26 protein-coding genes, 1 tRNA gene and 1 riboswitch are annotated in these 26,625 nt (G+C 51.5%); of the genes, 10 read left to right on the top strand and 17 right to left on the bottom strand.

Annotated elements, in window-relative coordinates; all coding sequences use genetic code 11:
- Nucleotides 1–27: 27 nt before the first annotated feature.
- A complete protein-coding gene (gene eno, locus Pelsub_RS07960; RefSeq protein ID WP_116224256.1) occupies nt 28–1,323 on the top strand; it encodes a phosphopyruvate hydratase in 1,296 nt (431 codons plus the stop codon).
- 360 nt (nt 1,324–1,683) lie between these two features.
- Here eno and mreB read toward each other — a convergent pair whose 3' ends face one another.
- The 6 genes from mreB to Pelsub_RS07930 form a co-directional block, all read right to left on the bottom strand.
- Nucleotides 1,684–2,688: a rod shape-determining protein gene (gene mreB, locus Pelsub_RS07955; RefSeq protein ID WP_116224257.1), complete on the bottom strand. Its 1,005-nt coding sequence runs from the start codon at nt 2,686–2,688 to the stop codon at nt 1,684–1,686.
- A 74-nt stretch (nt 2,689–2,762) separates the two neighbouring features.
- Nucleotides 2,763–3,341 carry a Holliday junction branch migration protein RuvA gene (gene ruvA / locus Pelsub_RS07950; RefSeq protein ID WP_116224258.1) on the bottom strand — a complete coding sequence of 193 codons (579 nt, stop codon included), beginning with the start codon at nt 3,339–3,341 and terminating at the stop codon, nt 2,763–2,765.
- On the bottom strand, nt 3,338–4,147 hold the full coding sequence (locus Pelsub_RS07945) for a TrmH family RNA methyltransferase (RefSeq protein WP_116224259.1): 810 nt from the start codon (nt 4,145–4,147) through the stop codon (nt 3,338–3,340). Before Pelsub_RS07945 ends, ruvA begins: the two co-directional genes overlap by 4 nt.
- Nucleotides 4,148–4,150: 3 nt before the next feature.
- Entirely contained in the window at nt 4,151–4,639 is a 489-nt protein-coding gene (gene ruvC, locus Pelsub_RS07940) for a crossover junction endodeoxyribonuclease RuvC (protein ID WP_116224260.1), read from the bottom strand.
- A gap of 3 nt (nt 4,640–4,642) precedes the next feature.
- Complete coding sequence (locus Pelsub_RS07935) at nt 4,643–5,398, bottom strand: YebC/PmpR family DNA-binding transcriptional regulator (RefSeq protein ID WP_116224261.1); 756 nt, start codon at nt 5,396–5,398, stop codon at nt 4,643–4,645.
- 77 nt (nt 5,399–5,475) lie between these two features.
- Entirely contained in the window at nt 5,476–6,246 is a 771-nt protein-coding gene (locus Pelsub_RS07930) for a fumarylacetoacetate hydrolase family protein (RefSeq protein WP_116224262.1), read from the bottom strand.
- Between the two features lie 461 nt (nt 6,247–6,707).
- Nucleotides 6,708–6,807: riboswitch (SAM riboswitch) on the top strand.
- Nucleotides 6,808–6,867: 60 nt separating this feature from the next.
- On the opposite strand from Pelsub_RS07930, the gene metA reads away from it, so the two are divergent.
- The 3 genes from metA to Pelsub_RS07915 all read left to right on the top strand — a co-directional run bounded on the left by metA (nt 6,868) and on the right by Pelsub_RS07915 (nt 9,405).
- Nucleotides 6,868–7,821 (top strand): homoserine O-acetyltransferase MetA, encoded by a 954-nt coding sequence (gene metA / locus Pelsub_RS07925; protein WP_116224263.1) that lies wholly within the window; start codon nt 6,868–6,870, stop codon nt 7,819–7,821.
- Between the two features lie 32 nt (nt 7,822–7,853).
- Nucleotides 7,854–9,140, top strand: coding sequence for an O-acetylhomoserine aminocarboxypropyltransferase/cysteine synthase family protein (locus tag Pelsub_RS07920; protein ID WP_116224264.1), 1,287 nt, complete (start codon nt 7,854–7,856; stop codon nt 9,138–9,140).
- A 191-nt stretch (nt 9,141–9,331) separates the two neighbouring features.
- Nucleotides 9,332–9,405: transfer RNA gene (locus Pelsub_RS07915), tRNA-Val, on the top strand.
- A gap of 23 nt (nt 9,406–9,428) precedes the next feature.
- Here the strand turns inward: Pelsub_RS07915 and Pelsub_RS07910 are convergent.
- On the bottom strand, nt 9,429–10,769 hold the full coding sequence (locus tag Pelsub_RS07910) for a glycosyltransferase (RefSeq protein ID WP_116224265.1): 1,341 nt from the start codon (nt 10,767–10,769) through the stop codon (nt 9,429–9,431).
- 261 nt (nt 10,770–11,030) lie between these two features.
- On the opposite strand from Pelsub_RS07910, the gene Pelsub_RS07905 reads away from it, so the two are divergent.
- From Pelsub_RS07905 to Pelsub_RS07900, 3 genes are all read left to right on the top strand, one after another.
- Complete coding sequence (locus tag Pelsub_RS07905) at nt 11,031–12,041, top strand: phosphodiester glycosidase family protein (protein ID WP_116224266.1); 1,011 nt, start codon at nt 11,031–11,033, stop codon at nt 12,039–12,041.
- 142 nt (nt 12,042–12,183) lie between these two features.
- On the top strand, nt 12,184–12,387 hold the full coding sequence (locus Pelsub_RS15660; RefSeq protein ID WP_158675037.1) for a hypothetical protein: 204 nt from the start codon (nt 12,184–12,186) through the stop codon (nt 12,385–12,387).
- Between the two features lie 248 nt (nt 12,388–12,635).
- The gene (locus Pelsub_RS07900) at nt 12,636–13,772 is read left to right on the top strand and encodes a hypothetical protein (RefSeq protein ID WP_116224267.1); all 1,137 of its coding nucleotides are present in this window, start codon (nt 12,636–12,638) and stop codon (nt 13,770–13,772) included.
- Between the two features lie 115 nt (nt 13,773–13,887).
- Here the strand turns inward: Pelsub_RS07900 and Pelsub_RS07895 are convergent, their stop codons facing one another.
- Nucleotides 13,888–14,745, bottom strand: a complete 858-nt coding sequence (locus Pelsub_RS07895; protein WP_116224268.1) for a CPBP family intramembrane glutamic endopeptidase — start codon at nt 14,743–14,745, stop codon at nt 13,888–13,890.
- Nucleotides 14,746–14,995: 250 nt separating this feature from the next.
- Complete coding sequence (locus Pelsub_RS07890) at nt 14,996–15,526, bottom strand: hypothetical protein (protein ID WP_116224269.1); 531 nt, start codon at nt 15,524–15,526, stop codon at nt 14,996–14,998.
- A 270-nt stretch (nt 15,527–15,796) separates the two neighbouring features.
- Here Pelsub_RS07890 and Pelsub_RS07885 point away from each other — a divergent pair, with 270 nt between their 5' ends.
- The gene (locus Pelsub_RS07885; RefSeq protein ID WP_116224270.1) at nt 15,797–17,002 is read left to right on the top strand and encodes a WD40 repeat domain-containing protein; all 1,206 of its coding nucleotides are present in this window, start codon (nt 15,797–15,799) and stop codon (nt 17,000–17,002) included.
- Nucleotides 17,003–17,139: 137 nt separating this feature from the next.
- Here the strand turns inward: Pelsub_RS07885 and Pelsub_RS07880 are convergent, their stop codons facing one another.
- The 4 genes from Pelsub_RS07880 to mobB all read right to left on the bottom strand — a co-directional run bounded on the left by Pelsub_RS07880 (nt 17,140) and on the right by mobB (nt 18,914).
- Nucleotides 17,140–17,319 carry a hypothetical protein gene (locus Pelsub_RS07880; protein ID WP_116224271.1) on the bottom strand — a complete coding sequence of 60 codons (180 nt, stop codon included), beginning with the start codon at nt 17,317–17,319 and terminating at the stop codon, nt 17,140–17,142.
- A gap of 97 nt (nt 17,320–17,416) precedes the next feature.
- Nucleotides 17,417–18,274 carry a CPBP family intramembrane glutamic endopeptidase gene (locus Pelsub_RS07875; protein ID WP_116224272.1) on the bottom strand — a complete coding sequence of 286 codons (858 nt, stop codon included), beginning with the start codon at nt 18,272–18,274 and terminating at the stop codon, nt 17,417–17,419.
- Between the two features lie 25 nt (nt 18,275–18,299).
- Nucleotides 18,300–18,452, bottom strand: coding sequence for a hypothetical protein (locus tag Pelsub_RS15655; protein ID WP_158675036.1), 153 nt, complete (start codon nt 18,450–18,452; stop codon nt 18,300–18,302).
- Nucleotides 18,453–18,455: 3 nt separating this feature from the next.
- Complete coding sequence (gene mobB, locus Pelsub_RS07870) at nt 18,456–18,914, bottom strand: molybdopterin-guanine dinucleotide biosynthesis protein B (RefSeq protein ID WP_116224273.1); 459 nt, start codon at nt 18,912–18,914, stop codon at nt 18,456–18,458.
- Between the two features lie 133 nt (nt 18,915–19,047).
- Between mobB and Pelsub_RS07865 the strand changes: the two genes are divergently transcribed.
- Both Pelsub_RS07865 and Pelsub_RS07860 read left to right on the top strand, forming a co-directional pair.
- Nucleotides 19,048–20,604, top strand: coding sequence for a nicotinate phosphoribosyltransferase (locus Pelsub_RS07865; protein WP_116224274.1), 1,557 nt, complete (start codon nt 19,048–19,050; stop codon nt 20,602–20,604).
- Between the two features lie 14 nt (nt 20,605–20,618).
- Nucleotides 20,619–21,515: an SMP-30/gluconolactonase/LRE family protein gene (locus Pelsub_RS07860; RefSeq protein WP_116224275.1), complete on the top strand. Its 897-nt coding sequence runs from the start codon at nt 20,619–20,621 to the stop codon at nt 21,513–21,515.
- 111 nt (nt 21,516–21,626) lie between these two features.
- On the opposite strand, the gene Pelsub_RS07855 is transcribed toward Pelsub_RS07860, so the two are convergent.
- The 4 genes from Pelsub_RS07855 to leuS form a co-directional block, all read right to left on the bottom strand.
- On the bottom strand, nt 21,627–22,562 hold the full coding sequence (locus Pelsub_RS07855) for a glycoside hydrolase family 25 protein (RefSeq protein WP_116224276.1): 936 nt from the start codon (nt 22,560–22,562) through the stop codon (nt 21,627–21,629).
- A gap of 12 nt (nt 22,563–22,574) precedes the next feature.
- The gene (locus Pelsub_RS07850) at nt 22,575–23,177 is read right to left on the bottom strand and encodes a glycoside hydrolase family 25 protein (protein WP_116224277.1); all 603 of its coding nucleotides are present in this window, start codon (nt 23,175–23,177) and stop codon (nt 22,575–22,577) included.
- 160 nt (nt 23,178–23,337) lie between these two features.
- Nucleotides 23,338–23,952, bottom strand: coding sequence for a LysE family translocator (locus Pelsub_RS07845; RefSeq protein WP_116224278.1), 615 nt, complete (start codon nt 23,950–23,952; stop codon nt 23,338–23,340).
- A 40-nt stretch (nt 23,953–23,992) separates the two neighbouring features.
- Nucleotides 23,993–26,446 (bottom strand): leucine--tRNA ligase, encoded by a 2,454-nt coding sequence (gene leuS, locus Pelsub_RS07840; RefSeq protein ID WP_116224279.1) that lies wholly within the window; start codon nt 26,444–26,446, stop codon nt 23,993–23,995.
- Nucleotides 26,447–26,625 lie beyond the last annotated feature (179 nt).

The raw sequence follows: 26,625 nt of genomic DNA, 5'->3' as shown, positions 1-26,625 counted from the left end.
TAAAAAAAGAAAAAATGAGGTAGATAAATGTACACATTCATTGAATCAATCCAAGCCCAGGAAATTCTGGACTCCCGTGGTAACCCGACCGTTGAAGTTGAAGTTCGACTCGACGACGGCAGCTGGGGCCGCGCCGCTGTACCCTCCGGCGCTTCCACCGGTGTTCATGAAGCCCTGGAACTCCGTGATGGCGATAAAAGCCGCTTTTTAGGAAAAGGCGTTACCAAAGCCGTAGAAAATGTCAACACCAAGATCGCTGATGAATTGGTCGGTTGGGATGCCACCGAGCAAATCGCCATTGACCGCATGATGCTGGAATTAGACGGTACCAAAAACAAATCCAACTTAGGCGCTAATGCCATCCTCGGCACCAGCCTGGCCGTTGCCAAAGCAGCTGCCAATTCCCTGGATATGCCCCTCTACAAGTACGTAGGCGGCGTTTTCGCGCATGTCCTGCCCACTCCGATGATGAACATCCTCAACGGCGGCGCGCATACAGCCTGGCAGTCCACCGACGCACAGGAATTCATGGTCATGCCCCTGGGCGCGCCCACCTTCGCCGAAGGTCTGCGCTGGGGCGCTGAGATTTACCATGCGCTCAAATCCGTCCTGAAAGCTCACGGTTACGTTACCCTGGTTGGCGACGAGGGCGGTTACGCTCCCGGTTTGAAAGCCAATGTCGAAGCCGTGGAAGTCATTCTGGAAGCCATCGACAAAGCCGGATTCAAAGCCGGTAAAGACGTCGCTATCGCGTTGGATCCCGCTGCTTCCGAGTTCTACGACGAAGAGAAGAAGATCTACAACATGCGCAAAGAAGGCAAACAGCTCGACAGCGCACAGATGGTTGCTTTCTGGAAATCCTGGGTGGACCAGTTCCCGATCGTCTCCATTGAAGACGGCCTGGCGCAGGATGACTGGGAAGGTTGGAAGATGATGACCAAAGAATTAGGCGACCGCCTGCAAATCGTTGGCGACGACCTGCTGGTCACCAACCCGGAACGCATCGCGAAAGCCATCGAAGAGAAGGCCTGCAACTCTGTTCTGATCAAGCTCAACCAAATTGGTTCCCTGACCGAAACCCTGGAAGCTGTTGACATGGCTCAGCGCAATGGCTGGACCGCTGTCACCTCCCACCGCTCCGGCGAGACCGAAGATTCCACCATCGCCGACCTGGCTGTGGCGCTCAACACCGGCCAAATCAAGACCGGCGCTCCCGCCCGCTCCGACCGCGTTGCCAAGTACAACCAGCTGCTGCGCATCGAAGCCGAATTGGGCGACGTTGCCCATTATGCCGGCTGGGAAGCCATCAAGACCAAGAAATAATCGGATTGTTCAAAGAAATGCCAAACAGGTTGAGTGCAACACTCAACCTGTTTTTTTATCCTTTTGCTTTGTAGCCCACGCATTCTTGCGTGGGGTTCTTTCAATAAGCATCCTTCCGAGGCTGAGTCTACTCTCGGTGGCTGAGCGCTTGCCCAGAGCGAAGCGTAGGGTGTCGAAACCAACACACAAATTTTTCCTTATCGTAGGTCGGGTTTCTCGTAGGCAACTGCAGGAGCAGTTGGCGGAGATACTCATTTCGGTGCGGCTTCAAGCCGCACACGGAATGAGTACATACCCGACAGAGGACAAAAAAAAGCGCCCGGAATGTCCGGACGCTAAACTTCTCCATAATCAGACTGACTAGCGGTTGATGGCCCGCTTCAGCTCGTCCAGCATGGTTAATGCCCTGGCCGCGCCTTCCGCCGTGCAGGTGGTTGGATTATCCACTAGGTAAGCCGGAATGCCCAATTTACGGGTCAAATAGCGGTCGATGCCGCGCAGCAGCGAACCGCCGCCGCACAGCGCCACCCCGCGGTCCATAATGTCAGATACCAGTTCCGGGGGCGTCTTTTCCAGCACACGCTTGACCATGTCCACAACGTCCTGCAAGCTGTCCTGCAGCGCTTCGACAATATCTTCGGTCTTAATGGTGACCGAGCGCGGTAAACCGCTGACCTGATCCTGCCCCTGGATTTCCAGCGTGAGCGGATCTTCTTCTTTGACTGCTGCGCCTATGCGCATTTTGACGAATTCCGCGCTGGCGCGGCTGAGGATTACACCATAATTCTTGCGAACATAAGCGATGATATCTTCATCCATCTTCTGCCCGCCGGTCCGTTCCATTTCGGAGGAAATCACGCTGTTCATGGCCAATACCGCCGACTGGTTGGTGCCCCCGCCCAGGCTGATGACCATGTTTCCGGTTGGCGGCGCAATGGGCAAATCGATGCCCAGGGCAGCGGCTAAAGGCTGCTGCAGCAGGTAAACCTCACGGCTGCCAGCGCCGATACCGGCTTCGTGCACCGCACGGCTTTCCACGCTGGTGATGTTGCAGGGCACAGTCAGCATCAAACGCGGCCGGAAAAGCACCATCGGGCCGCAGATTTTCTGTACCAGATAGCGCAGCATATTCTCCGTAATCTCGTATTCGGCGATCACGCCATGCTGTACCGGATTGACCACTTCGATATCATCAGGAACGCGCCCGTACATATCTTTGGCGGCCTGCCCCCATTCAATCATCTTCCATTCATCCAAAAGAATCGCTACTGTGGTTGGTTCGTGCAGCAAGATTTCGCCGTTTTCTACAATCACGGTAAACGATGACCCCAAATCAATTCCCAATTCGCGAGTTAAACTAGCCAAATTTCAAAAATCCCATAAATATTTAGTATAGCAAACTGCTAAATTTTAGCATAAAGCCTGTTTGCTTGTGTTTGTCAGTGCGTGAAGAATTGCAGCGCCAAGCGCAAACGTTCTTCCAGCTCTTCAGGAGCATCCTTAGGCAGCGCCTGAATGGCTGTTTGAGCTTCCACCACACTATAGCCTAATCCGACCAATGCGTCCATTAATTCCCGGTTAACATCCCTTACCCCGCTGATTATACCGGCGGCTTCCAATGGTTTAAGTTTATCATGCAAATATAGCACAATCTTTTGCGCAGTCTTCGATCCGATACCGGGTACCTGCGCGAACACCTGCGCCTGTTCACCCAACACCGCCTGGTAAATCATATCCACAGACAAACTGGAGAGAACTGCCAGCGCCAGGCGCGGGCCTACTCCGTTGACTGTGATCAAGTTTTGGAATAGGCTGCGTGACTCCTGCCCATCAAAACCGTAAAGGCTCAGGTTATCCTCGCGCACGACCAGGTGTGTAAAGAGTTGGGCATGTTCGCCGATTTCATAACTGGCAGTCAAGGAAGCGGGAACAAACACCCGCAGCCCTACGCCCCCCACCTGCACGACCAGGAAGCTGTCGCCTTTATCGATGATCTCGCCTTTTACCGAAGCTATCATTTCTGCTCTCTTTTACAGCGCTGATCGTAGATTTCAAACAGCACGATTGAGGTGGCACATGCCAGATTGAGCGAATCTACGTAGCCATTCATAGGAATATGGACTAAAGCGTCGCACAGCTCCAGATGTTCCGCTTGCAGCCCTTTTTGCTCGCTGCCCATCATCAGGATTACCGCGTCAGGATAATTATAACTGCGGTAAGCCTGCGCGTCACCGCACCAGGTACCTACGATAAACGCCGCATGGCGGGCTTTCCATTCCGCCAGCGCCTTTGTGTTAGTCTTCACCAATTTTTGCGTAAAGATTGAGCCCATGCTGGCCCGCACCGCCGTAGGATGATATGCATCCGTAGAATCGTCCAGCAAAATCAGGCCCTTCCCGCCCGCCCCGTCCAGCGAACGCAGCGCGGAGCCCAGGTTACCCGGATCCTGTACGTCCTCCAGCACCAACCACAAACCATATTCAGCCCCGCAGGTTTCCAGGTCCTGCCAATTCTGCCGCACCACTGCGGCAACACCCTGCGGCCCGGATTTGAGCGCGAATGAATTAAATACCCCCGCCGAAACGTTCAGCGTGCGGATATTCCGCTCGGCCGCTTGCGATAGGATCTGCTCTCCGAAATCGGAAATCAGTAATTCCGGGCTGTAAATGATCTGTTCAACATCAGCGTGGTTGTCCAACGCATCTCCTACTAATTTAAGCCCTTCCACGTAAAAACTGCCGCTGTCCTTACGGCCTTTGCGGTCCTGTAATTTACGGATGGCTTTTATCTGTGCGTTGGCACTGCTGGTAATCTGTTCGTTCATCACTCAATCTATTTGGTTGAATTTCCGGCTGTGAATATGGCAAATCGCCACCGCCAGCGCATCGGCCGCGTCATCCGGACGCGGAATCTCTTTCAATCCCAGCAGCATCTTGACCATCTGCTGAACCTGTTTCTTATCGGCTTTGCCATAACCGGCCACCGCTTGTTTGATTTCCATCGGATTATATTCCGCAACGGGAATGCCGGCCTGCGATAAGGCCAGCAGCAGCACGCCGCGCGCCTGTCCAACGGTGATAGCCGTGCTCACATTGCGCTGGAAAAACAGGTTCTCCACTGCCCCGCTGTCGGGGTGATGGAGAACCAGTAAGTTATTCAATTGCTCATAAATGGACTGCAAGCGCTCGGCGGTGGATAATTCCGGTCCGGTGCGCAGCACCCCATAATCAATTACTTCCAGTGAATGATCCGCATGCTCTTCAAGAATACCAAATCCGGTAATGGCACTGCCGGGATCAAGCCCAATTACGGTCATGCATTATTCAGCTTCGAGTTCGCTGAGCGCTTCGTCGCTCATGCTGAGGTTGGAGAACACGTTCTGAACGTCGTCCAGATCCTCCAACAATTCAATCACATGCATAACCTTCAGGGTTTTCTCGGTATCCAGTTCCAATTCCTGTTTAGGCTGGAAGCGCAGTTCGGCTTCTTCGGGTTCAACGCCGGCTTCTTTCAGCTTATCGCTGATGCCTTTGAACGCTTCCAAGGGGGCGAAGATTTCGATGTATTCATCATCGCTGGTGACATCGTCTGCGCCGCCTTCCACTGCCAATTCGAAAACCTTGTCGAAATCAACGCCTTTGGCAGGGATGGAGAAATAGCAAATGTGATCGAATTGCCAGGAAACAGCACCCAACTCGGCCATACTGCCGCCGCTGTGCGAAAGGACATGGCGAATTTCCGCCACAGTGCGGTTGCGATTTTCTGTCAGGCAATCAATCATGACCGCGATACCGTTGGCCGCGTAGCCTTCGTAAGTGATGCGCTCAATTTCTGTATTGTCCTTGCCCTCACCCGTGCCGCGTTTTATGGCACGGTCGATATTATCCTTCGGCATGCTCTCACGTCTGGCTCGGTCAACAGCTAAGCGTAATTTAAAATTGGCTTCAGGATCGCTGCCGCCTTCGCTCGCAGCTATAGCTATTTCTCTTGCTAAACGCGTAAATAACTGACCACGTTTGGCATCTGCAGCGCCTTTCTTTCGTTTAATTGTTGACCACTTATTATGACCGGACATACCAGAGCTCCTTCTTAATATCAATTACATAGGGATATTCTAAATTATACCATTCGAGATTTTAGCAATTTTATCTGTTAAATATGATCATCGGCAACAACCGGATTGGAAAGTTTGCCAACCCCTTCAATTTCCACTTCCACCTGATCGCCGGGCAGCAGCGGGCCTACGCCCGCGGGCGTCCCGCTCAGGATCACGTCCCCCGCTTCCAAGGTCATAAAAGACGAAATGTACACAATCAATTGGGGAATGTTAAAGACCATTTCGCGCGTCGATGCCATTTGGCGCAATTCATCGTTCACGCGGCAGGTAACCAACACATCGGCCGGATCCAGATCGGTTTCGATCCACGGCCCCAAAGGGCAAAACGTATCAAACCCTTTGGCGCGAGTCCATTGGCCGTCGCGGGTCTGCAAATCGCGCGCGGTTACATCATTGGCAACGGTAAATCCCAAAATATAATCGCGTACCTCGTCCATTTTGATCCAGCGCCCGCGCCGCGCGATCACTACCGCCAGTTCGGCTTCGTGTTCCACGCGCTGCGACTGCGGCGGCAGTACGATGGTCTGGTTGGGGCCAATCACAGCCGTTGGCGGCTTGCTGAAAATCAGCGGAATTTCCGGGATTTCAGCGTCGTGTTCGCGCGCGTGTTCGGGGTAATTGCGCCCGACGGCCAATACTTTACTGGGCACCACCGGGGCCAGCAAGGTTACCCGTTCCAACGGGATATCGGCGTCCAGCCGCCGGTAAGCGCCGAAAGGCGGGCCGCTGAGCGGGCCAACCAAGCCTTCGTTGATCCAACCATATTGGGCCGGTTGTCCTTTTTGGGTATAACGGATAATTTGCATAAAAACTACCTTTTATAAATAAGATCAGTTCTTATTATAAGCGCTGACTATCTCCGAAACATCACGCCGGAAAGAAAACTTGACCAATAGTGCAACCAACAAAAGGCTTAAACACGACTGCCCTTGACAAATCCGCAGGCATCGTCTATAAATCTTGCCAATATCTGGACCGAAAAATGAAACGACTAAACCATATCATTTACACACAATTTATGGCTATGGCCATGCCCAAGGGAGCAACTTCACCCCGCGGGCTGTGCCAAAGGAATTGATTTCAAACCGGTACACCCCAGAGTGAATTGCTCCCCAGTTCCACGCTAACGGAGCAAATTCTCGCGGTAGGCTCGAGAGACTGCTCTCGGGCTTTTTTCTTTATAAAGCCCATTGATTCGATAGAAAGCAGGTAATTAAACCTAACTGAAATTTAAAAATACTTAAGTAATTGCATATTTCGAAAAATGCTCTTATCCAGAGAGGCAGAGGGACCGGCCCGCTGAAGCCTCGACAACCTGTTCTTAGAACAAGGTGCCAATTCCGGCAGATGATTCTGGAAGATGAGAGGAAATCCTTGACTCCTCTTCTCATCGTATGAAGAGGTTTTTCGTTAAGGAGAACAATTTTATGCCCATTAAAATACCCCAGGAATTACCCGCAAGGGAAATTCTCAATAGCGAAAATATTTTCGTAATGGATGAAGTGCGCGCTGTCCATCAGGACATCCGCCCCATGCAGATCCTGATCCTTAATTTGATGCCCACCAAGATCACCACGGAAACGCAGCTGCTGCGCCTGCTGGGAAATACACCTCTGCAAATCGAAACGGATTTACTGCGCGTCAGCACCCACGAATCCAAGAACACCCCTGAAAGCCACCTGATGGCATTCTACAAAACCTTTGACCAGGTGAAAATGCACTACTACGACGCCATGATCATCACCGGCGCGCCGGTGGAGCACCTGCCCTTTGAGGAAGTCGATTATTGGGAGGAATTAAAAGAAATCATGGATTGGAGCCTGACGCATACTTTCTCGCTCCTGTACATCTGCTGGGGTGCCCAGGCCGCCCTCTACCACCACTTCGGCGTGCCTAAGTTTCCCCTGCCCGCCAAGCAGTTCGGCGTCTTCCCGCACCACGTCATTCAAAAAAACGTGCAGCTGCTGCGCGGTTTCGACGACGTATTCTACGCGCCGCATTCACGCCACACCGAAGTGCGCCGGGCGGATATTGAAGCCAACCCGCGCTTGGAGGTTTTAGCCGAGTCAGACCAGGCCGGCGTCTATATTGCCGCCACGCGCGACGGCCGCCAGATCTTCATCACCGGCCACTCCGAATATGACCCGCTTACCCTGCAGGCCGAATACCAGCGCGACCTGAAGGCCGGTTTGCCCATCCAGGTGCCGGTCAATTACTACCCGGATGATGATCCCAGCCAGGAGCCGCTGGTACGCTGGCGCGGACACGCGCACCTGTTATTCTCCAACTGGATCAACTATTACGTCTATCAAAATACGCCTTATGACCTGGACCGCATCGGCAGCATGTGCCGCCTGATTTACGGGCAGGAAAACAACTAATTTAACGCTATACATACGAAAGGAAAGCCAAAATGACCAACCAACCCAGAGAATTCGGATTCACCACCCGCCAGTTGCACGCCGGCCAAACCGCCGACCCCACCACGCATGCCTGCGCCGTGCCGATTTACCAGACCAGTTCTTATGCCTTCGATAACACCCAGCACGCCGCGGATCTATTTGCGCTCAAAGAGCCGGGCAACATCTACACGCGCATCCAAAACCCCACCACCGCGGTCTTTGAAGAACGCGTTGCCAATCTGGAAGGCGGCGTGGGCGCCCTGGCCGCTTCTTCCGGCCTGGCCGCGCAGACGCTGGCCATCCTGACCATCCTGCAGGCCGGCGATCACATTGTGGCCTCCACCACCCTGTACGGGGGCACGACTACCCAGTTTGTGTACTCTTTCCAGCGTCTGGGCATCGAGACCACCCTGGTGGACGCCAATGATCCGGAGAATTTCCGCCGCGCGATCCAGCCCAACACCAAGCTGCTGTATGGCGAAACGTTGGGCAACCCGCTCATTAACGTGTTCCCCTTTGAGGAAGTCGCCCAGATCGGTCAGGAATTTGGCATTCCGGTCATGATCGACAACACTTTTGCCTCGCCTTACCTGGCACGCCCAATCGAATACGGGGCCAACATCGTGGTGCAGTCGGCCACCAAGTTCATCGGCGGGCACGGCACCTCCATCGGCGGCGTGATCGTGGACGGCGGAAACTTCCAATGGGCCGGCAATCCGCGCTTCCCCAACTTCAACCAGCCCGATGATTCCTACCACGGCCTGGTGTTTGCCGCATTGGGAGAGGATGCCTTCATTAAAAAGGCCCGTGTACAAGTCATGCGCGACCTGGGCAGCTGCCTGTCGCCTTTTAACGCCTTCCTGTTCCTGCTGGGGCTGGAAACGCTCAGCCTGCGCATGGAGTGCCACGTCGCCAACGCCCAAAAGGTCGCGGAGTTCCTTGAAACGCACCCCAAGGTGGAATGGGTGGCCTACCCCGGCCTGGAGGATAGCCCTTACCATGCCGCTTCGCAGAAATACCTGCCCAAAGGCCCCGGCAGCATTTTAGGATTCGGCATAAAGGGCGGTATCGCGGCCGGCGCCCGCTTCATTGACAACCTGCAGGTATTCACGCATTTAGCCAACGTCGGCGACGCGCGCAGCCTGGCCATTCACCCCGGCTCCACCACTCACGGCCAGCTCAATGAGGAACAGCAAAAGGCTTCCGGCATCTCGCCTGAGTTCATCCGTTTGAGCATCGGCTTGGAAGACATTGAGGATATCCTGTGGGATTTGGACCAGGCTTTGGAAAAAGCATAAGTCATAGGGCGGGAACTATCCTGTACTCATTATTTGTGGGTATTCCCGCCTTTTTTCGTCAATCTCAGCGGCCGCGCCCTGAGCACCTGCCCAGAGCAAAGCGTGGGGCGTCGAAGGGACAACCGCGTTCACGAAATCTTCTTCTGGAGAGTTGCTTGTTATGAATTTCCAGTTATAATTATGGCTGCTTCGGGCGGGTAGCTCAGTTGGTCAGAGCGCATCTCTTACACAGATGAGGTCGCAGGTTCGAGCCCTGTTCCGCCCACTTCTTTTTTTACAATTCCCCCATTAATTATCCGTCAGAACAGAACGCCGCATCAAGCTGCGCGCCCGCAAGGACACCTGGATGAACTTGCGCAGATGGTGCAGCGGGCGGATCTTGCTCTTTTCGTCGCCATAAATGGTGCGGATGCCCACCCAACCGATCGGATAGTTGTGCATCAGGCAGTACACAATCATCTCCACCTCAAATTCGTAACCGGGCTCCGCCGATTTGTGCAGCACTTCCATCAGCCGGCGGCTGACCAGGCGGTAGCCGGATTGGTTGTCCGGGATGCGGTGCGCCACCGCCCACGAAAATAACAGCGTGCCCAGCGTGTTGCTGATGCGCCGCACGGTCGGCATCTTGCGGAAATCGCGCTTGCCGATGATCAGGTCCTGCCGACCGTTGCGGTAAGCTTCCAGGAAAGCCGGGATCTCCTGCGGGTCGTGCTGGCCGTCGCCGTCCAGTGTGATGATGAAATCGTAGCCCGCGTCCAGAGCCTGGCGGATGCCGGTCTGCAGCGCAACGCCCTTGCCCTGATTCTTGCGGTAAGAGTTGACCATCGCGCCGGCTTTTTTAGCCTGTCTGGCGGTTTCGTCTGTGGAGCCGTCGTCCACCACCAACACCGGCAGGTAGGCTTTAGCCGTGCACACCACATCGCCAATGCGCCGTTCTTCGTTATAGGCTGCTATTAAAACCAGGCCCTTATTTTCCTTTTTCGCGTTCATTCCTGCTTTCCTTTCTTGCGCCGAACCGCTCTCTCCAGCCAGAAACCGCTGAGCGGCTGCCGGAGTATTCTTATTTTTGTTGGAAAATTTGAAGTAGATTATTCCCGCTATCATTAATACGATCGTAATCACCCACAGCACAATCTGCACGATACCGTAAGTGTGTTGGATGCCCTCGGCGAACAGAAATCCCAGCGTGATAAAGATCGCCGACTTGATTAATTCACCCAGCACCAATAGCGCAACCCAGCGCCGCGCAGCCACCCGTTCCAAACCGACCGCGATCAAAGTCGGGATGGGTAATCCAACCGTCATTTTAGACAGGAATACCATGCGCGGTGCAAACTTCTGGATGTTTTCGCTCAGCTCTTCGATGCTGGCCGGGTTTATCTTTAATTTTGCGGTAATACGTTCAATCCATTCAGGCTTGCCAAATCGGCCCAGGCTGTACCAACCCATGTCAGCCGTCAGATTGCCCGTAACAATCGCCAAATAAGCGGGTAAGGGCAGCAGTTTTCCTACCGCAATCCCGGCCCCGGCTGCTAATAAGGTAATCGGTCCCTCTGCGAAGGTTGCCAGCCATAGAATGCCATACGGCAAGATGCTGGCGGCAGTGATGGAGCTGAGGAAATTAAGCATTTAAAGTGGTCCTTCCATATTCCTGGATCAATTAGGATCATACGGCATTTCTTCCGCTTATCCTATAGCATCTATTGTAGTAATAATAGCTCTTTGGTGCGTCACCCATAGGGAGGATTCCAGGAGCATCTAAAGTATGATAATTTCCTTTAGTTAATCCATCTCCAGGATGGTTACCGGAAAGCTATTTTAGGCCAAAATTATACTGATTCTTGAATACGATAAAGATATTTTTAAGGTAAAGAAAGCAGGACTGCCTGTATGTCTAAAAATAAAAAGAAAATCTCAATCATTTTGGCAATTGTTTTGATCCTTCTATTTATTGCCTATTTGGCTGCCGACCGTTTCCTAATCCGGCACGTTGAGATCACGGATGTGAACGCTTATGCCAGCGCTGTTGCTCAATCCACGGCTTCTGCTGGGAACATTGTGGTTGCCACAGCCGCCGTACCGACCGCCCAAACCGAACAGGTTGACCAAACGCAGGAAGAAGACAGCACGGAAACCACTTTTTCTTATGATGATTGGAATTATGAAGGCAACGGTATTTCCATCTCCATAACGGAATATTCCAGCGGCAGCGGAAACGACGCGCTGACCTATTTCGTGGCTGATGTGGTTCTCACGGACGCCGCCCAACTGCAAAATGCCTTTGCCGATAACCAGTTTGGGCAGAATATCATTGAATACACATCCGAAATCGCCGCGGAAAACAACGCCATCTTTGCCATAAACGGCGATTATTACGGTTTCCGCGACGACGGTATCATCATCCGCAACGGCGTGATTTACCGCGAGGATCCAGCCCGCATCGGACTGGCTTTTTATCAGGACGGTAGCATGCAAGTCTACGATGAAACCCAAACCAGCGCGGAAGAACTGCTGGCGGCAGGTGTGTGGAACACACTCTCCTTTGGCCCTGCCTTGCTGGATGACGGGGAGATTGTGGAAAATCTGTCTACGGTTGAGATCGACACCAACTTTGGCAACCACCCCATCCAGGGCAACCAGCCCCGCACCGGTATCGGCATCATTGACGACAACCACTTTGTCTTCATCGTGGTGGACGGGCGCAGCAAGGGCTACAGTATGGGTGTAACCCTGGATGAGTTCGCCCAAATGTTCCAGCAGCTGGGCTGCACCGAAGCCTACAACCTGGACGGCGGCGGTTCTTCCACCATGTATTTCCTGGGGCGCGTGGTCAACAACCCGTTGGGCAGGAACAAAGAGCGCGGCACCAGCGATATCCTGTTTATCAACGCGGACGCTTGAGACTGGAAACTCAGCAGGACCGTCAGCGTATTAAATAATGAAGGCGATTACACCAAAAACCAATACCATAATGACGCCTTCAAAGGAGATAATAAAATGGAAGTCATGCTGTTTGGTGGACCCGGTGGACATGGAGGTCCGGGTGGTCGAGGAGGTCCCGGCGGCCCGCACGGCGGCCACTGGGGTCCGCCGCCGCCCCGCCCGCCCATGGGCGGCCGCTGGTTTCGCCGGCGTCCTTATGGCTACGGCTACGGCTGTTTTCCCGGCGGCTGCGGGTGCTTCAGCCTGGCCATCCTGGCTGTCCTGCTGGCCCTGGGCGGCCTTATCTTCTGGATTTAACTCATAACAATAGAGAGTCTCCCTTTTTAGGTGAGGCTCTTTATTTAATTTCCATTTAGAAATATTCCTATTTTCAGCACTCGTGGCTATGCGCAGTTTATACAATCTCCCTCACCAGCCATTTTTTCTCTTTGTTTAACATATTTTTATTCATTGTTGACTCTCTTTTAATACTTGCAGTATGGTTTGCTGTGTTTGTATAATGAATTTGTATATTTTACAGACTAATTGAACAATGTTCAGGGAGAGGATGATATGTCGAGAACAAAATTTGGCTTATTAGTTACCTCACTTTTATTAATTATCTCGCTGGCATGCAGCGTCTCGATTAATTCCGGCGGCGAACAAACCAGCGTCCCTTCCGAAGCGGAGCAGACTTTGTCCGCCATCTACGCCGGTTACACGGCCGAGGCCCTGGCGCAGCCCGTGCAGGAAGAACCCTCTGCTGAAGAGCCCGCCGCCGAGCAGGTGCCCGCCGCCCCTGAGATCACGCATACCACCATCCCCGGCAATCCGGGCTCACCCGATCAGGAGAAGGACGAGATCGACACCTCCAACACCGCCGCCGACCGGCTGGCGCTGGGCGACTCCTTCCGGCTGGGCAACTTCGAGCGGCCTTTCACCCAGGATAGTATGGTCTATAAACAAGAGAACGACCTGTTCTACCTGGAACTATCCGAGGACGACGATTTCTACATCTTCTCGCTGGAGTTGATCGGCCCCGGAGAAGACGGCACGCTTTCGGCACACTACGGCATCGAGTTCGACTCCGATAAGGATGGGCGCGGGGACGTGCTGCTGTGGGCTAAAGGCGGCAACCATCCCGACTGGACCATCGAGGATGTGATGGTATTAAGGGATAGCAACGACGACGTGGGCGGCTCCAGCCCGGTCGTGCCCGACAGCCGCGACGGGGATGGGTATGACGAGGTGCTCTTCTCAGCGGATGTGTTGGACGACCCGGACGCCGCCTGGCAGCGCATCGACCCGAACGACAGCAACACCATCCAATTGGCCATCAAGAAAGGCCTGATCGACGAAGGGCGCTTCTTCTGGAAAGGCTGGGCGGATAGCGGCGTAGCCGACCCGTCCAAGTTTGACTACAACGATAGTTACAGCGAGGAGCAGGCCGGCTCACCCAACAAGAACAGCAGCCTGTACCCAGTCGAGCAGCTCAACCTAATGGACAGCACCTGCTGGGTGGCTTACAACTTCGAAGCGAGCGGTAAGGAATTAGGCGGCTGTTACCAATTGGCGCCTGAACCGACAAAGAAACCGCCCACACAGACGCCCTGCTCCGGTACCTGCAACACCGGCACCTCGCAGCGCTGCTGCACCTGCTCGGGTTGGCATTGGACGGCTGATGGCTGCCGGCTGATCCCGCCGTCGTAAATCCGCATCAATAGAGAACTCGTTTCTTTCAGAGAATTTTGCTCTGAAGTGAAGAATATAAAAAAAAGCCGGCGTATCAAAACGCCGGCTTTATCATTCGTTCAACCACCAAAATTTACGCGGCGGCAGACTGCGGGGTTTTCTTTCGCTGCCAAAAGACTAGTGCCAGCACCAAACCGGCCAGTGCCAGGCCAACGCCGAATTCATCGATGATATAAGGCGTGATGTCATTCTGCAAAGTCAGCGGAGTGAAAATCGTCTGGATAAAAAGGTTGTGGCTGGCATGCAGCAGCGCGGCCGGCCAGAAGCTTCCGGAAGCATTGCGCAGCCAGCTAAAGGCAAAGTTCAGGCCGGTGACCATCAGCGTGAACATGATGGCGCCATACCAGCGCGGGATTCCCGCATTGATGTAATCGGCAAAAAGAATCAATGGCAGATGCCACAGCGTCCAGACAGCGCCGGTGATCAGGGTCGCCTGGTTGAATGAGAACAGCTTTTTCAGTTCCGGGAATAACAGCCCGCGCCAACCGATTTCTTCACCGGTGCCAGAGAGCAGTCCGGCCAGAACACCAAAGACGGCCAGATTACCCAGGTAGAACGCCGACAACCAGAACTGCGGCAGGTTCGTGGAAAAACCGGCAGTAGCCGCGGTCAGGGCGGCGCTATTGAACGCTCCAAGCCCGCTGGTCCAGGTAATGCCATAGACTACCAAGCCATAGATGATCGGAAGGCAGTAGCCGATCAGCAGGTATTTAAATCGCCCGGGTTTCCAGCCCAACCCGCGCAAAGAGTGCTCAAAGATCAATTGCGTCAGGATGGCCGAGAACCCCGGCATCCACATCAGACCGAAAACATACAACCCGCCTCCCGCGGCCAGGGTTCCGGCCCTCAGGATGAGCGCATAAAAAATACTCGAAAAGGCAATCAGAAATGCCAGATAAGTAAAGATTTTCTTTTTTGTTTTGTTTTGCATGCTGTCCTTCTTGAAAAAGAGATACTTTTAATACGAGAGCAAGTTGCATAGGGTTGCCCGCTTTGCTGCGAAGTATGTAAACGGATAATGGAAGTAAATTCGGCGGCTGTTACCAGATCAAAGATGAACCGACCCAAATACTGCTACCTCGCAGCGCTGCTGCGCCTGTGTGTGGGTTGGCAATGGACAGCGGATGGCGGGCGGCTTATTCCGCCGTCATAATTATCTTTAATCCCAATATTTTTTATAACTAATTTTTCGAAGTATATTTATCAATAATACTTGTTAAGTCGGACAAGAAAACTTGTAACAATACAAGAGACTGCTGACGCTCTAAATCATTTAATTCTTGAGGTCCCCCACCGGAAAAAGATTGCGACGCCATTTTAATTAATTTTTTTTCATCGCTGAATGAACGACCATGAGGTGAAAGAAATCCTCCAATAATATTACCAGCCATACCTAGGGAACTCGTAGCCCGGTTAGTTCTCTGTTTACTTAACGATGATTCAAAATATCTAGTCTCGAATATTAAATCCGTGTTATTAAAATCGCCAAAATAAAAAGCATAGGCAGCTCTCTCACCTTTTCCGAAATTTTTATAGCCGACAAGGTAGTTCTTCTTTTGAAACACTTCTTCTACTACTTGAAAATCATTAAAGTTTTTGCTAATCAAACATTTTTTCATCTCATTTTTAATTAGTGAAGCTCTATCCCCATAATTTGCGATATAACCTGGTATTTCTCCGATCTTTACTTCTATATATTGGCTCAATCCCATTTTTCCTCCTATTTTTGGGTAAGACATTATTGCATTTTTATTACATTGATTATATAGCAAGTCAAAATTTTTTTGGGATTTGTAAACAATCACTTTTTATTAATTGTTTTATAGAACTTTAATTCCGCTTTGAAAATTCAAAATATTCTATCCCATTGTCGTTTAGAATATCAGACAAAGAATTTTTCTTAGTGGTAAACTTCATAGCCCTTTTTCAAAATAATGGTATAAGATTACATAAATAAAATATTAATTTTTCTCGGGGGGTTCATGAAAACTATAAAATTGGCTTTTTCAACAAGCAAAAGATTATGCAAACATTGCATAATCTTTATTCTAAAAAATGTTCGTTACTTTATTTTCTTTACTCTCCATTATCTGTATTACCTTTCAAAAGAATGGACCTTTTGGTTTTTCCTTTTTTTTGATATCGTGGGGGTATTGAGTAACTATTTAAACCGTGATTTTACTTTTCAAAAGGGCACATATTTTTACATAGCTGTTGTATGCTTTACAATCGCAAATAACGAGATTATTCACGAGAAAAAAGTATTGTCTGTTTTTAAAGAAAAACATAAATACATTGGCCATACATTCAAAATAAATAGTCTTTCTTTTTCATCAGAAACAGATATGCTTGTATCTACTTCTGATCGAGTTGTAATTATTTGGAATACCTATACAGCGAAAATAATTCAGAGATTACAATGCCCAACTTGGATTGGAATTGGTTTTTTTATTAATAATGATAAAAATGTAATTGGAATTGGAGGAAATGGAAATTTTTTTAATTGGGACGTGAAAACAGGAAATATATTAGAAAATAAAAAAATTCTCGATTCCGATTCAGTTGGATTAACGTTATGCATTAAAGAAAATCTAATTGCAGCAGCAGGGAAAGACGGAATTATTCATATCTGGGATTTTCCAGATTTTACGAATGAATCAATTATAAAGTTTGGAGATTTCGAAATAAGAAAAATTGAATTTTCAAAAAATGGAGATTGTCTAATTGCATGCGATGTTTCTGGAAATGTTGGATTGATCACAATTAAGAACAAATCAAAAAATTATATTTTCAGACATCCTGAGAACGAGCCGATCCGTTATGTTACATTTTCCCCAAATGAAGACAAGCTTGCATTTATTGACGGTTCAGGGTTTGTGTATTGTTATTTTATTAATACTAACCAATTGATTAAATCACAAAAAAGCCATGAAGACATGGGGCTGTGTTGTCAGTTCAACCATACTGGAGACTTTATTGCAAGTAGTGGACAAGATAATAAAATAATCCTTTGGCGAGTAGGAAAATCAAAACTTTCTAAGCTCTTTTCAATTTTCGGACATAGTAACGCAGTTACATCAGTATTATTTTGTAAAGATTCAAACAATTTAATTTCTGCAAGCCGGGATAATAAAATCAAATATTGGAATATTGATTTCTTATTATTTAATTGGGATTATGCAAAATAATAATTCTCTAAAGAAGAGAATATTAGTATTATTTTGCTATTACTCTTCTTCTTCTCCTCCACCGTCTTCTTCAAAGTAAACATCATATTTTTTCATCTCTATCTCCATTTCTTTTCCTTAGTTTATAGGATTTTCCCTTATCTTTCAATACCTTTTACATTTTCGTATTTATTCTTTAACTCAATCACCGCATCCTTGACATCCTCCACCCCGCGCAGGGTCTTGAGCATGGCGACGATTGTCTCGCTGATGATCTCGCCCGGAAAGCCGCTCAGTTCAATTTCTTTACCATTCACCGTGATTTTGATCGCGTACATCGCTACTCCTTTTTGACCATTTCAATAATCAACCCTAACAATCTATCGTAATCCCCATCATACGTTCACAGTATGTTCGCAAATTGGTTCCTATCCTCTACTTATTTTTTCTCGAGAGAAATGGCAAAATTCTTCCATCCTTATTTGCTTTATAAAATAATACGAATACAAGGATTACAGTTAAAAGAAGCGTTAAATATGAATTTTCAATTCCCGATTTGCCTCCAGTTAACCAATCAGCGCCAACAAAATTCGCTTTGATTACAGCATATTTCAAATATTCATCTGAGCCGGAAAGTCTGCTGCCGAAAATTACCTGGGTAAAATTCCAAAACCCGTGGAACGCGATCGGCATCCAAAGCTGCTGGCTGATTGTGTACATCAATCCAAGTAATACCCCCCCGATGCTGGCAGCAATGACGCTGATAACCGAGGCATCCTGGTTAAAATAATGAAACAATCCAAAGAACAACCCCGAAATAACCAGGGCAAGCACGGAACCTAGCCTATTCTCAATAATCCGATATACCACCCCACGATATAAAACTTCTTCAAGGATGCTCATAAAAGCAAAGACAATGAGCAAATAAAGAATCGACTTTAAATCCACATTGAAATTTACTACTCGATATACACTGATCACTCCTAAAATCAAGAAGACAATTGAAACCGAAATAATTGCCAATAATGAACCTGATAAAAAATCTCGACCGATATTTTTATATTTCCAATCAAAATTTGAATAGTCTTCAGTCCATTTAATAAACCAACGATATAAACCAAAGATCAGTACAGAATTGACAACAAATCGAATCACACGTCCTGTTTCATCCGATAGCATTAAACTGGTCTCAATTGGCTTCATGATCAATACATTCACAATAAGTAAAGGTAAATAACAAATTATCAGGCCAATCAGAATTTTCACTAGCGGATTTTGAAGTAGTTTTTTCATTTCTTATCCCCTTTGAATAATTCTATTAATTTTTCTCAATTTGAACTACTGCATTTTCAATCTCGTCCACCCCGCGTAGCGTCTTGAGCATGGCGACGATTGTCTCGCTGATGATCTCGCCCGGAAAGCCGCTCAATTCAATTTCTTCCCCATTCACCGTAATTTTGATTTCATACATGGCTCACTCCTTTTTGATGATATCGTGAATTATTTTCATTAATCGATCGTAATCCCCATCGTAAGTCCAAATTGTGTTCGCGCGCAGGGCCTTGTCCCCCAGGCGCACCTTGGGCACGAAGTCCTCCTCCGCCCCTTCCACCAGGATCACGTCCGGCGCGCTGACTTCCGCCAGCACGCGCAGGATGGTACGCAAGTCCAGACGTTCCGGGAAGCGAAAGCCTGTTTCGCCCTGTCCCGCCAGCGCTACACCGTTCGCGCCGGCCTGGGCATAACGGTCGCTATCCTTACCGGGCTGGTCCAGGCTGAGGGCCTGCTCGCTCAGCTTGACGGCTGCCACACGCAACTCCTCGGCACGTAAATCACCAATCAAGCGCTCTATCAGGGTGGTCTTGCCGCTGTCGGAATAGCCGTAAAAGCCGATCACGGCTGCTTGGGTGTCTTTTTCAGGGGTTTCCGGCATGCATTTCCTCCGCTTCTTACCAAATTATACAGTCAACCTCGCCCAACACTCGTATAATAATGGCTGATTTATTATTAACATGAATCTAATGCAATGCTGCGTGGAAGCGCAGTAAATTTAATCTAGAGGTAGTATGAAATCACAACAGCAGCAGTTCGCCGAGGGTGTGCTCTTTACCGACTTTTACCAGCTCACCATGGCACAAGTTTATCACCGCATGGGCATTCACGAATCTAAAGCCCAGTTCGATTACTTCTTTCGGTCTTACCCCGATTACGGCATCCATCAAGCCGGATATTGCGTTAATGCCGGTCTGGAAACGTTTATGGATTGGGTCTCGGAAGCCTATTTCAAGGAATCCGAGATTGATTACCTGCGCAACCTGAAAGACGCCAACGGGCGCGCGATGTTTACCCCCGAATTTCTCAAATACCTTCAGGGCCAATCGGTAGCCACCGGCCTGACCCTGCGCGCCGTGCCCGAGGGACGCGTGATCCATCCTTACGTGCCCAACGCCATCGTAGAGGGTCCGCTGATTTTCGCCCAATTAATTGAAACCTCCCTGCTCAATCACCTGAATTACCAAACCCTGATCGCCACCAAAGCCGCGCGTATTTATGAAAGCGGCATGGGCCAGGCCATGCTGGAATTCGGTCTGCGCCGCGCCCAGGATCGCTCCGGGTTTGCCGGCGCGCGGGCAGCCATCATCGGCGGCGCGGCCGGCACCTCCAACGTCGGCGCTTCGGCGGTATTGGGCTACCAGCCCAGCGGCACGCACGCGCACAGCATGATCCAGGCCATCGTGGCCATGGGCGGCACGGAGCTGGACGCTTTCGAGGCTTATGCCGAATCCTATCCGGATGCCTGCATCCTGCTGGTGGATACCTACGACACGCTCAACAGCGGCATTCCCAATGCCATCAAGGTCTTTGAAAAGCTCAAAGCCCAGGGTCACAAACCGGTCGGTATCCGCATGGACTCCGGCGACCTGGCCTTCCTGACCATTCAGGCCGCGCTGATGCTGAATAAAGCCGGTTTCCCGGACACCAAGATCGTGCTCTCCAACCAGATGGACGAGCTGGTCATCTGGCAGATCATCACCCAAATTAAAGAAGAATCCGCGCGTTACGGACTGGATGCGGATAATCTCATCAGCCGCCTGGCTTACGGTGTAGGCACGCGCCTGATCACCTCCGAAGGCGATCCCGCGCTGGACGGTGTTTTTAAGCTGGTGGCTATGCAGCAGGATAATGCCTGGGTGCCGGCCATCAAGATCTCCGAGAATCCCGAAAAGACGCTTAACCCGGGCTACAAGAAAATCTGGCGTTTATACGACCAATCGCAAAAAGCCATCGCGGATGTACTCAGCCTGGAAGGCGAGGACCTTTGCCACCTGGAAGCCATTCACCTGCATCATCCCACCGATCAAACCAAGCAGCGCGTGCTGAACTGCGCCCAGATATCCAAAGTAGAGAAGCTGCACGAAACCATCCTGGAGGATGGCAAGCTGGTGTATGAATTCCCCACCCTGGAGCAAATCCGCCAGACACGCGCAGATGACATCCAGCGCCTGCATTCCGGCGTGAGGCGTTTAATGAACCCCCATAATTACCACGTTTCCTTGACCGATAAACTCTGGAATTTAAAAGAAGAGTTGATTTTCCAATATACAAACGGTACGAAAGGATAAACCGAACCAATCTTATGAATAGTATAGAAGCCGTCCGCCAAGAATTTAACCAATTGATTTCCCCTGATACGAGCATAGAGACCATCGCTGATGGTCTCGTCTTTACCGAAGGTCCTTTATGGGACGCGCGCCATAGCCGCCTGTTATTCTCCGACATCCCCGCCGACACCATCTATTCCTGGTCGCAGGAAAAAGGACTGGAGCCTTTCCGCCACCCGGCCGGTTTCCCCAACGGCCTGACCTTCAACCGTCAGGGCGACCTGATTGCCTGCGAGCACCGCACCCGCGCTGTGAGCGTCACGAAGGAAGGCGCGGAACCGCAGGTAGTAGCGTCCCATTTCGGGGGAAAGAAGCTCAATTCTCCCAATGACATCATTGCGGCCAGCGACGGCTCTATTATTTTCACCGACCCCATCTACGGCCTGCGCGAGGGCAACGGCGGTCCTGCGGAGGCTGAACTGGCCTTCCAGGGCGTTTATCGCCTGCCTCCGGACGGCGGCGAATTGGAATTGGTTACCGATTCTTTCGAGCGCCCCAACGGGCTGGCCCTTTCGTTGGATGAAAAACAGCTCTACGTCATCGACACGGTCCGCCAGCACATCCGTGTTTTCCAGATCGGTGAAAACTGGGAGATCAGCGGCGGATGCATTTGGGTGGAATTATGGGACGACGGCAAGGTCGGACGACCGGACGGCATGAAGTTTGACAAGCACGGCAACCTGTTCAGCACCGGCCCGGGCGGCGTGTGGGTCTTCAACCCGCAGGGCGACCTGCTTGGACGCATATACCTGCCCGATAAGACCTCCAACTTGGCTTGGGGCGACGACGATTTGCAATCGCTTTACATTGCTTGCAGCTCAGCGGTTTACCGCGTGCGCTGCCAGACCGGCGGGCTGCCGCTGGTAGATTAATTTTCTGCTGCACCTTCCCCAAAGGGAATTGTCCAGCCGAAATCCTTGGACAAAAAAAAACGAGGGAGCGCCAAGCGCTCTCTCGCTTTATTGTTTGCAAGGGTGTCTGCCTTAGCTCCCCTGCCGGACGGCTTTATCGATGAAATAGGAACGCACCCAGCGCCGTTCTTCGGACGACATGCGCGAATGCGCGGCGGGTTGGCCGGTCGGGATCATATACTCTTTGGGCCGGCGTCCGCTGGCAAAGTAGCGCTTGCCGCCCTGTGAAGGTTCCTGATAATCTCCGCGATAGTTCAAATCCACACGCTTCATGGATTCAAATTCCAACAGTTTGGCATCCGCTTCCTCGGCCTCAAGAGCCGCATCCGCCTCTTCCTCACTGGCCAGCGCGGCCGCGGGCAGTGTATAAGCGCCGTTGCCCACGTCAAAACGCGCCACTAATTCTTCTTCCGACCCGTTGAACCAGTTCAGGTCCATGTGGGTTTTGAATCCCGGCAGCGTGCCTTTGTCGGAGTACTGCCAGAAGTCCCAACCCGCCCAGGGGTACAGCGGTGTTGGCCACAGTGTGGTGTACTGCGCCATCCATAAAGGATACTCGCGCGCCCAATCCGCATGGATGCGTTTTTCGTACATCATGTAGCTGCGCCAGAAACCGCCGCTGGTATAAATAATCGGCTTGCGGTTGGTCAGCCGTTCCACTTCACCGAGGAACTGCTGTACTTTCAAGTTCAATTTTTCGCCTTTACTGCCGGCCACTTCCAAGTCCAGCACAGGCGGCAGACTGGTGAATTGGCCCACGGTTTCCACGAATACCTGCGCCTGGATGATAGGGTCGATGTGCGTGCGGAAAAAGTGATAGGCGCTCCAGTAAATGCCGTTTTCCGCGCAACCTTGAATATTCTCGTACAAGCGTTCATCGATGTACAAGGTGGTTTTTTTATCGGGAAACTCGGTGGCTTTAAGAAAAGCAAATTTCACACCGGCGCGTTTCGCTTCGCTCCAGTCAATTTCAACCTGCCAATGGGATACGTCAACTCCGGGAATCATGCAGCGCCTCCTTTACTGAATCACCATATTATTTAATTCGGTAACGGAACCGTTGAACCAGTTCAGTCCCAGGTTGGTAGCAATACCGGGCAGCCGGGCCTGGTAAGAATACTGCCAGAATGTCCAGCCGGCCCACGGCCACATCTGGCTGGGCCAGATGCTGCCGGGTTTATCCAGCCACAAAGGATATTCACAGCCCCAATCCGATTCCGGAAGATAGGTCTTCCAGTAGGATTCAGATGTGTAAATGATGGGTTTTACCTTCAAGGCTGATTCGAGCAATTCTATAAAAGTCCGTACATTTTTATCCATATCGTTAAGGTTGGTGCGGTGGGTTTCCAGGCAGACCACCGGCGGCAGCATGCCTTTGAAGTTGCCAACCGTATTCAGGAACGTTTCGGCCTGCTGGCCGACGTGCAAATTGGGGTGCAGCCAATGGTAAGCGCCCGCCAGGATGCCGTAATCCTGTGCCTTCTGCATATTGGTATTGTACATCGGGTCAATGCTGTCCAAAGCTTCGCTGGCCTTGATAAACACAAAATTGACGTCCCCATTGCCAAACAGGGTCCAGTCGGCCGCGCCATTTTTATCTGATAAATCAATTCCAGATATCATAAAAGGGTTCCTTAATATTAATAATTCGTCACCTTTTATGTTACAAGTATCGTGCCAGGGTAAACGCTTTGTGTCAGTAAAGACTCCGCGCTAATAAAATTTTAAGAAAAACAGCAGATATTTAATCTGCTGTTTCTTTTTTGTCAGGAAATTGTTATGCCTATTGATCCGTCAGCGCTAGCTTGACCGCGAAAGCCGCAATGACCACGGCAAAAGCCTGCTGCATGCGTTTTACCGCGCGGGATGAGTTCAACAAATAGGTGCGGATGCTGCTGGCCAGCAAGCCATACAGGGCAAACACAATCAGAGTCAAGCCCATGAATACCATACTCAACACCAGCATTTCCATGGTCGGGGAGCTTGCGTTATCCGTGATGAACAACGGCAGGAAGGAAAAGAAGAACAGGGTCAATTTGGGATTGAGCAAGTTGATGGTAATGGCCTTCAAAATGATTTGACCCGCGTCAGCCTCCTGCCCTTCCTGTTTGAATTCCAACTTTCCGGCTTCGCGCCACATGTTCCAGGCCAGATAAAGCAAATAAGCCGCACCCACCATTTTGATGGCCGAAAAGATGTGCGCGCTCATGTTGAGGATGGCCGACAGCCCCAGCACACTGGACAGGATGTGCGGCAGGATGCCCAGGGTGCAGCCGAAGGCGGCCGCCAGGCTGGCGCGTCCTTTATGCGTGATCCCGGTGGTAATGGTGTAAATCGCGCCCGTGCCCGGGATCAAGATAACAGCCAATGAGGTAAGCAAAAACTCCGTTGTAATCATTATCTTTACCTCACAAATCTTTAATTACTATTCAGTCGAACTAGCCGACGATGTTGACCAGGCGTCCGGGTACGTAGATCACCTTGCGCGGGGCTTTGCCGTCCAACTGCTTCTGGATGGCTTCGCTGGCCAGGGCCAGCTCTTTGGCTTGCGCTTCGGTGATGTCCACCGCCACAACGATCTTGTCGCGCACCTTGCCGTTCACCTGCAGCACCAACTCGATTTCATCTTCAGCGGCCGCGGCTTCATCGTATTCCGGCCAGGGCTGCTGGTGAATGGAATAGGGTTTGCCAAAGCGCGCCCATAGTTCTTCGGAAATGTGCGGGGCTACCGGCGCCATCATGCGCAGGTAAATATCCACCGCCTCATTCCAGGCAGGCGTGTTCCAGCCGCCGGCGTCCTTGATGGCAGCCATTTCATTCAACAATTCCATCAGGGCGGAAACGACGGTGTTGAACTCAAAGCGTTCGAAGTCGGTACCGACCGATTTCAAAGTCTGGTGCACCTTGCGGCGCAGCTTGCGGTCCAGCGCTTTGGTATCTTTGGCAGTTTTTCCTTCTTCCTGGAAGATGGACCAGACACGGCCCAACCAGCGGTGTGAACCCTGAATGTTGCCCGGATCCCACGGGCCGCCGATCTGCCAGCGGTAACCGAACATCAGGTACGAGCGCACCGTGTCCGCGCCGTACAGCCGCACCTGTTCATCCGGGTCAACCACATTGCCGCGCGACTTGCTCATGCGCTGGCCGTCCGGGCCCAGAATCTGGCCCTGGTTGCGCAGCTGCAGCATGGGTTCATCGCCCTTGGTGACGCCCAGGTCGCGGAAAGCTTTGTGGAAGAAACGCGTGTAAATCAGGTGCATGGTGGCATGTTCCACGCCGCCGGTATAGCAATCCACCGGCATCCAGTAGTCATATTCATCCTGTTTGAAAGGCCAATCCGGATTCTTGGGGCTCAGGTAAGCCAGGTGGTACCAGGAGGAGCACATGAAGGTGTCCATGGTATCCGTTTCGCGTTCGGCTTCCCCGCCGCATACCGGGCAGGTGGTGAAGCGCCAGGTGGGATGCAGCTTCAAGGGGCTTTCGCCGGTCGGCCGCCATTCCACATCATCCGGCAGCATCACCGGCAGTTGGTCTTCCGGAACAGGCACCGCGCCGCACTTCGGGCAGAACACCACCGGGATGGGCGCGCCCCAATAACGCTGGCGCGAGATTAGCCAGTCGCGGATGCGGTACGTGACCGCGCCCTTGCCGACGCCCTTTGCCTCAATGAATTCAATGGCCTTGCCGATAGCTTCAGCGCCGGGTGTACCGTTCAGCGGGCCGGAGTTGACCACAGTGCCTTCCGCGGGTACCGCGGTTGGCATGGTGGCGCCGTCCAGTTTTTCCATGTCATCCGGCTGGATGACTACGCGCACATCCAAACCGAACTTGCGCGCGAAGTCAAAGTCGCGCTGGTCGTGCGCAGGAACGCCCATGATGGCGCCTGTGCCGTAAGTCATCAGGACGTAATCGGCCACCCACACCGGCACGCGTTCACCGTTGACCGGGTTGATGGCATAACCGCCGCTGAACACGCCGGATTTTTCTTTATCGGTGGCTTCGCGCTGGATTTCCGTTTGGCGCACAGCCTCGTTCACATAAGCGTCCACCTCCGCTTTTTGTTCGGGAGTGGTCAGTTTTTCCACCAGCGGATGCTCGGGAGCCAGCACCATAAAGGTCACGCCCCACAGCGTATCCGGGCGCGTGGTGAACACTTCCAGCGGATCGCCCTGCTCGGTTGTAAATACTACGGAAGCGCCCTTGGATTTGCCGATCCAGTTGGTTTGCAGCAATTCCACCGGTTCGGGCCAGTCGATCTGGTCGAATTTCAGTAGTTCATCGGCATAGTTGGTAATCTTGAAGAACCACTGGTTCAGGTCCTTTTTGATAACCGGCGTCTTGCAGCGTTCGCAATGGCGGTCTTCGCCCCACACCTGCTCGCGTGCCAGGGTGGTATTGCAATTCGGGCACCAGTCCACCGGCGACATCTTGCGGTAAGCCAGGTTGTTTTTCATCAACTGCACAAAGAACCACTGCGACCAGCGGTAATATTCAGGGTCGGCAGAAACCGCCTCGCGGCGCCAGTCGAACATGGCGCCCATGCTGCGCAGCTGTTTGCGCATGTTGGCAATGTTATCGTAGGTCCATTCCTTGGGATGGATATTGCGCTGGATGGCGGCGTTCTCCGCCGGCAGGCCGAACGCGTCGAATCCCATGGGGAACATGACGTTGTAGCCCTGCATGCGTTTGAAACGCGCGTGCGCGTCCGAAGGCGTCATGGCATACCAGTGGCCGATATGCAGATTGCCGGAGGGATAAGGCAGCATGGTAAGCGCATAATACTTCTTCTTGCTCTTATCAATGTCGGCATGGTACAGGCCGTCCTCTTCCCATCGTTTCTGCCACTTGGATTCAATATTTGCCGGTATATATCGTTCGATTGGTTCTGCCATTCATTATCCTCTTGTTGTTAAAAAAATAATCCTTCGTCCTCAGGGACGAAGGCATTCTCCGCGGTACCACCCTGGTTGCTCAACTTACGAGCCACCTCAGTTTCGCTGTAACGGGCACACCCGGACACGGCTACTATTTTCACTGTGTCAGCCTGCCCCACGGGGCTTTGAGGCGAGTT

Source organism: Pelolinea submarina, assembly GCF_003966975.1.
Taxonomy (GTDB): domain Bacteria; phylum Chloroflexota; class Anaerolineae; order Anaerolineales; family Anaerolineaceae; genus Pelolinea; species Pelolinea submarina.
The sequence above is the reverse complement of the archived record's forward strand: the minus strand, read 5'-3'. Positions and strand labels throughout refer to the sequence as shown.

Coding starts and splice junctions, on each gene's coding strand:
- eno (WP_116224256.1), top strand. CDS start 28: ATGTACACATTCATTGAATCAATCCAAGCCCAGGAAATTCTGGACTCC.
- ruvA (WP_116224258.1), bottom strand. CDS start 3,341: ATGATAGCTTCGGTAAAAGGCGAGATCATCGATAAAGGCGACAGCTTC.
- Pelsub_RS07945 (WP_116224259.1), bottom strand. CDS start 4,147: ATGAACGAACAGATTACCAGCAGTGCCAACGCACAGATAAAAGCCATC.
- ruvC (WP_116224260.1), bottom strand. CDS start 4,639: ATGACCGTAATTGGGCTTGATCCCGGCAGTGCCATTACCGGATTTGGT.
- Pelsub_RS07935 (WP_116224261.1), bottom strand. CDS start 5,398: ATGTCCGGTCATAATAAGTGGTCAACAATTAAACGAAAGAAAGGCGCT.
- Pelsub_RS07930 (WP_116224262.1), bottom strand. CDS start 6,246: ATGCAAATTATCCGTTATACCCAAAAAGGACAACCGGCCCAATATGGT.
- metA (WP_116224263.1), top strand. CDS start 6,868: ATGCCCATTAAAATACCCCAGGAATTACCCGCAAGGGAAATTCTCAAT.
- Pelsub_RS07920 (WP_116224264.1), top strand. CDS start 7,854: ATGACCAACCAACCCAGAGAATTCGGATTCACCACCCGCCAGTTGCAC.
- Pelsub_RS07910 (WP_116224265.1), bottom strand. CDS start 10,769: ATGCTTAATTTCCTCAGCTCCATCACTGCCGCCAGCATCTTGCCGTAT.
- Pelsub_RS07905 (WP_116224266.1), top strand. CDS start 11,031: ATGTCTAAAAATAAAAAGAAAATCTCAATCATTTTGGCAATTGTTTTG.
- Pelsub_RS07900 (WP_116224267.1), top strand. CDS start 12,636: ATGTCGAGAACAAAATTTGGCTTATTAGTTACCTCACTTTTATTAATT.
- Pelsub_RS07895 (WP_116224268.1), bottom strand. CDS start 14,745: ATGCAAAACAAAACAAAAAAGAAAATCTTTACTTATCTGGCATTTCTG.
- Pelsub_RS07890 (WP_116224269.1), bottom strand. CDS start 15,526: ATGGGATTGAGCCAATATATAGAAGTAAAGATCGGAGAAATACCAGGT.
- Pelsub_RS07885 (WP_116224270.1), top strand. CDS start 15,797: ATGAAAACTATAAAATTGGCTTTTTCAACAAGCAAAAGATTATGCAAA.
- Pelsub_RS07880 (WP_116224271.1), bottom strand. CDS start 17,319: ATGTACGCGATCAAAATCACGGTGAATGGTAAAGAAATTGAACTGAGC.
- Pelsub_RS07875 (WP_116224272.1), bottom strand. CDS start 18,274: ATGAAAAAACTACTTCAAAATCCGCTAGTGAAAATTCTGATTGGCCTG.
- Pelsub_RS15655 (WP_158675036.1), bottom strand. CDS start 18,452: ATGTATGAAATCAAAATTACGGTGAATGGGGAAGAAATTGAATTGAGC.
- mobB (WP_116224273.1), bottom strand. CDS start 18,914: ATGCCGGAAACCCCTGAAAAAGACACCCAAGCAGCCGTGATCGGCTTT.
- Pelsub_RS07865 (WP_116224274.1), top strand. CDS start 19,048: ATGAAATCACAACAGCAGCAGTTCGCCGAGGGTGTGCTCTTTACCGAC.
- Pelsub_RS07860 (WP_116224275.1), top strand. CDS start 20,619: ATGAATAGTATAGAAGCCGTCCGCCAAGAATTTAACCAATTGATTTCC.
- Pelsub_RS07855 (WP_116224276.1), bottom strand. CDS start 22,562: ATGATTCCCGGAGTTGACGTATCCCATTGGCAGGTTGAAATTGACTGG.
- Pelsub_RS07850 (WP_116224277.1), bottom strand. CDS start 23,177: ATGATATCTGGAATTGATTTATCAGATAAAAATGGCGCGGCCGACTGG.
- Pelsub_RS07845 (WP_116224278.1), bottom strand. CDS start 23,952: ATGATTACAACGGAGTTTTTGCTTACCTCATTGGCTGTTATCTTGATC.
- leuS (WP_116224279.1), bottom strand. CDS start 26,446: ATGGCAGAACCAATCGAACGATATATACCGGCAAATATTGAATCCAAG.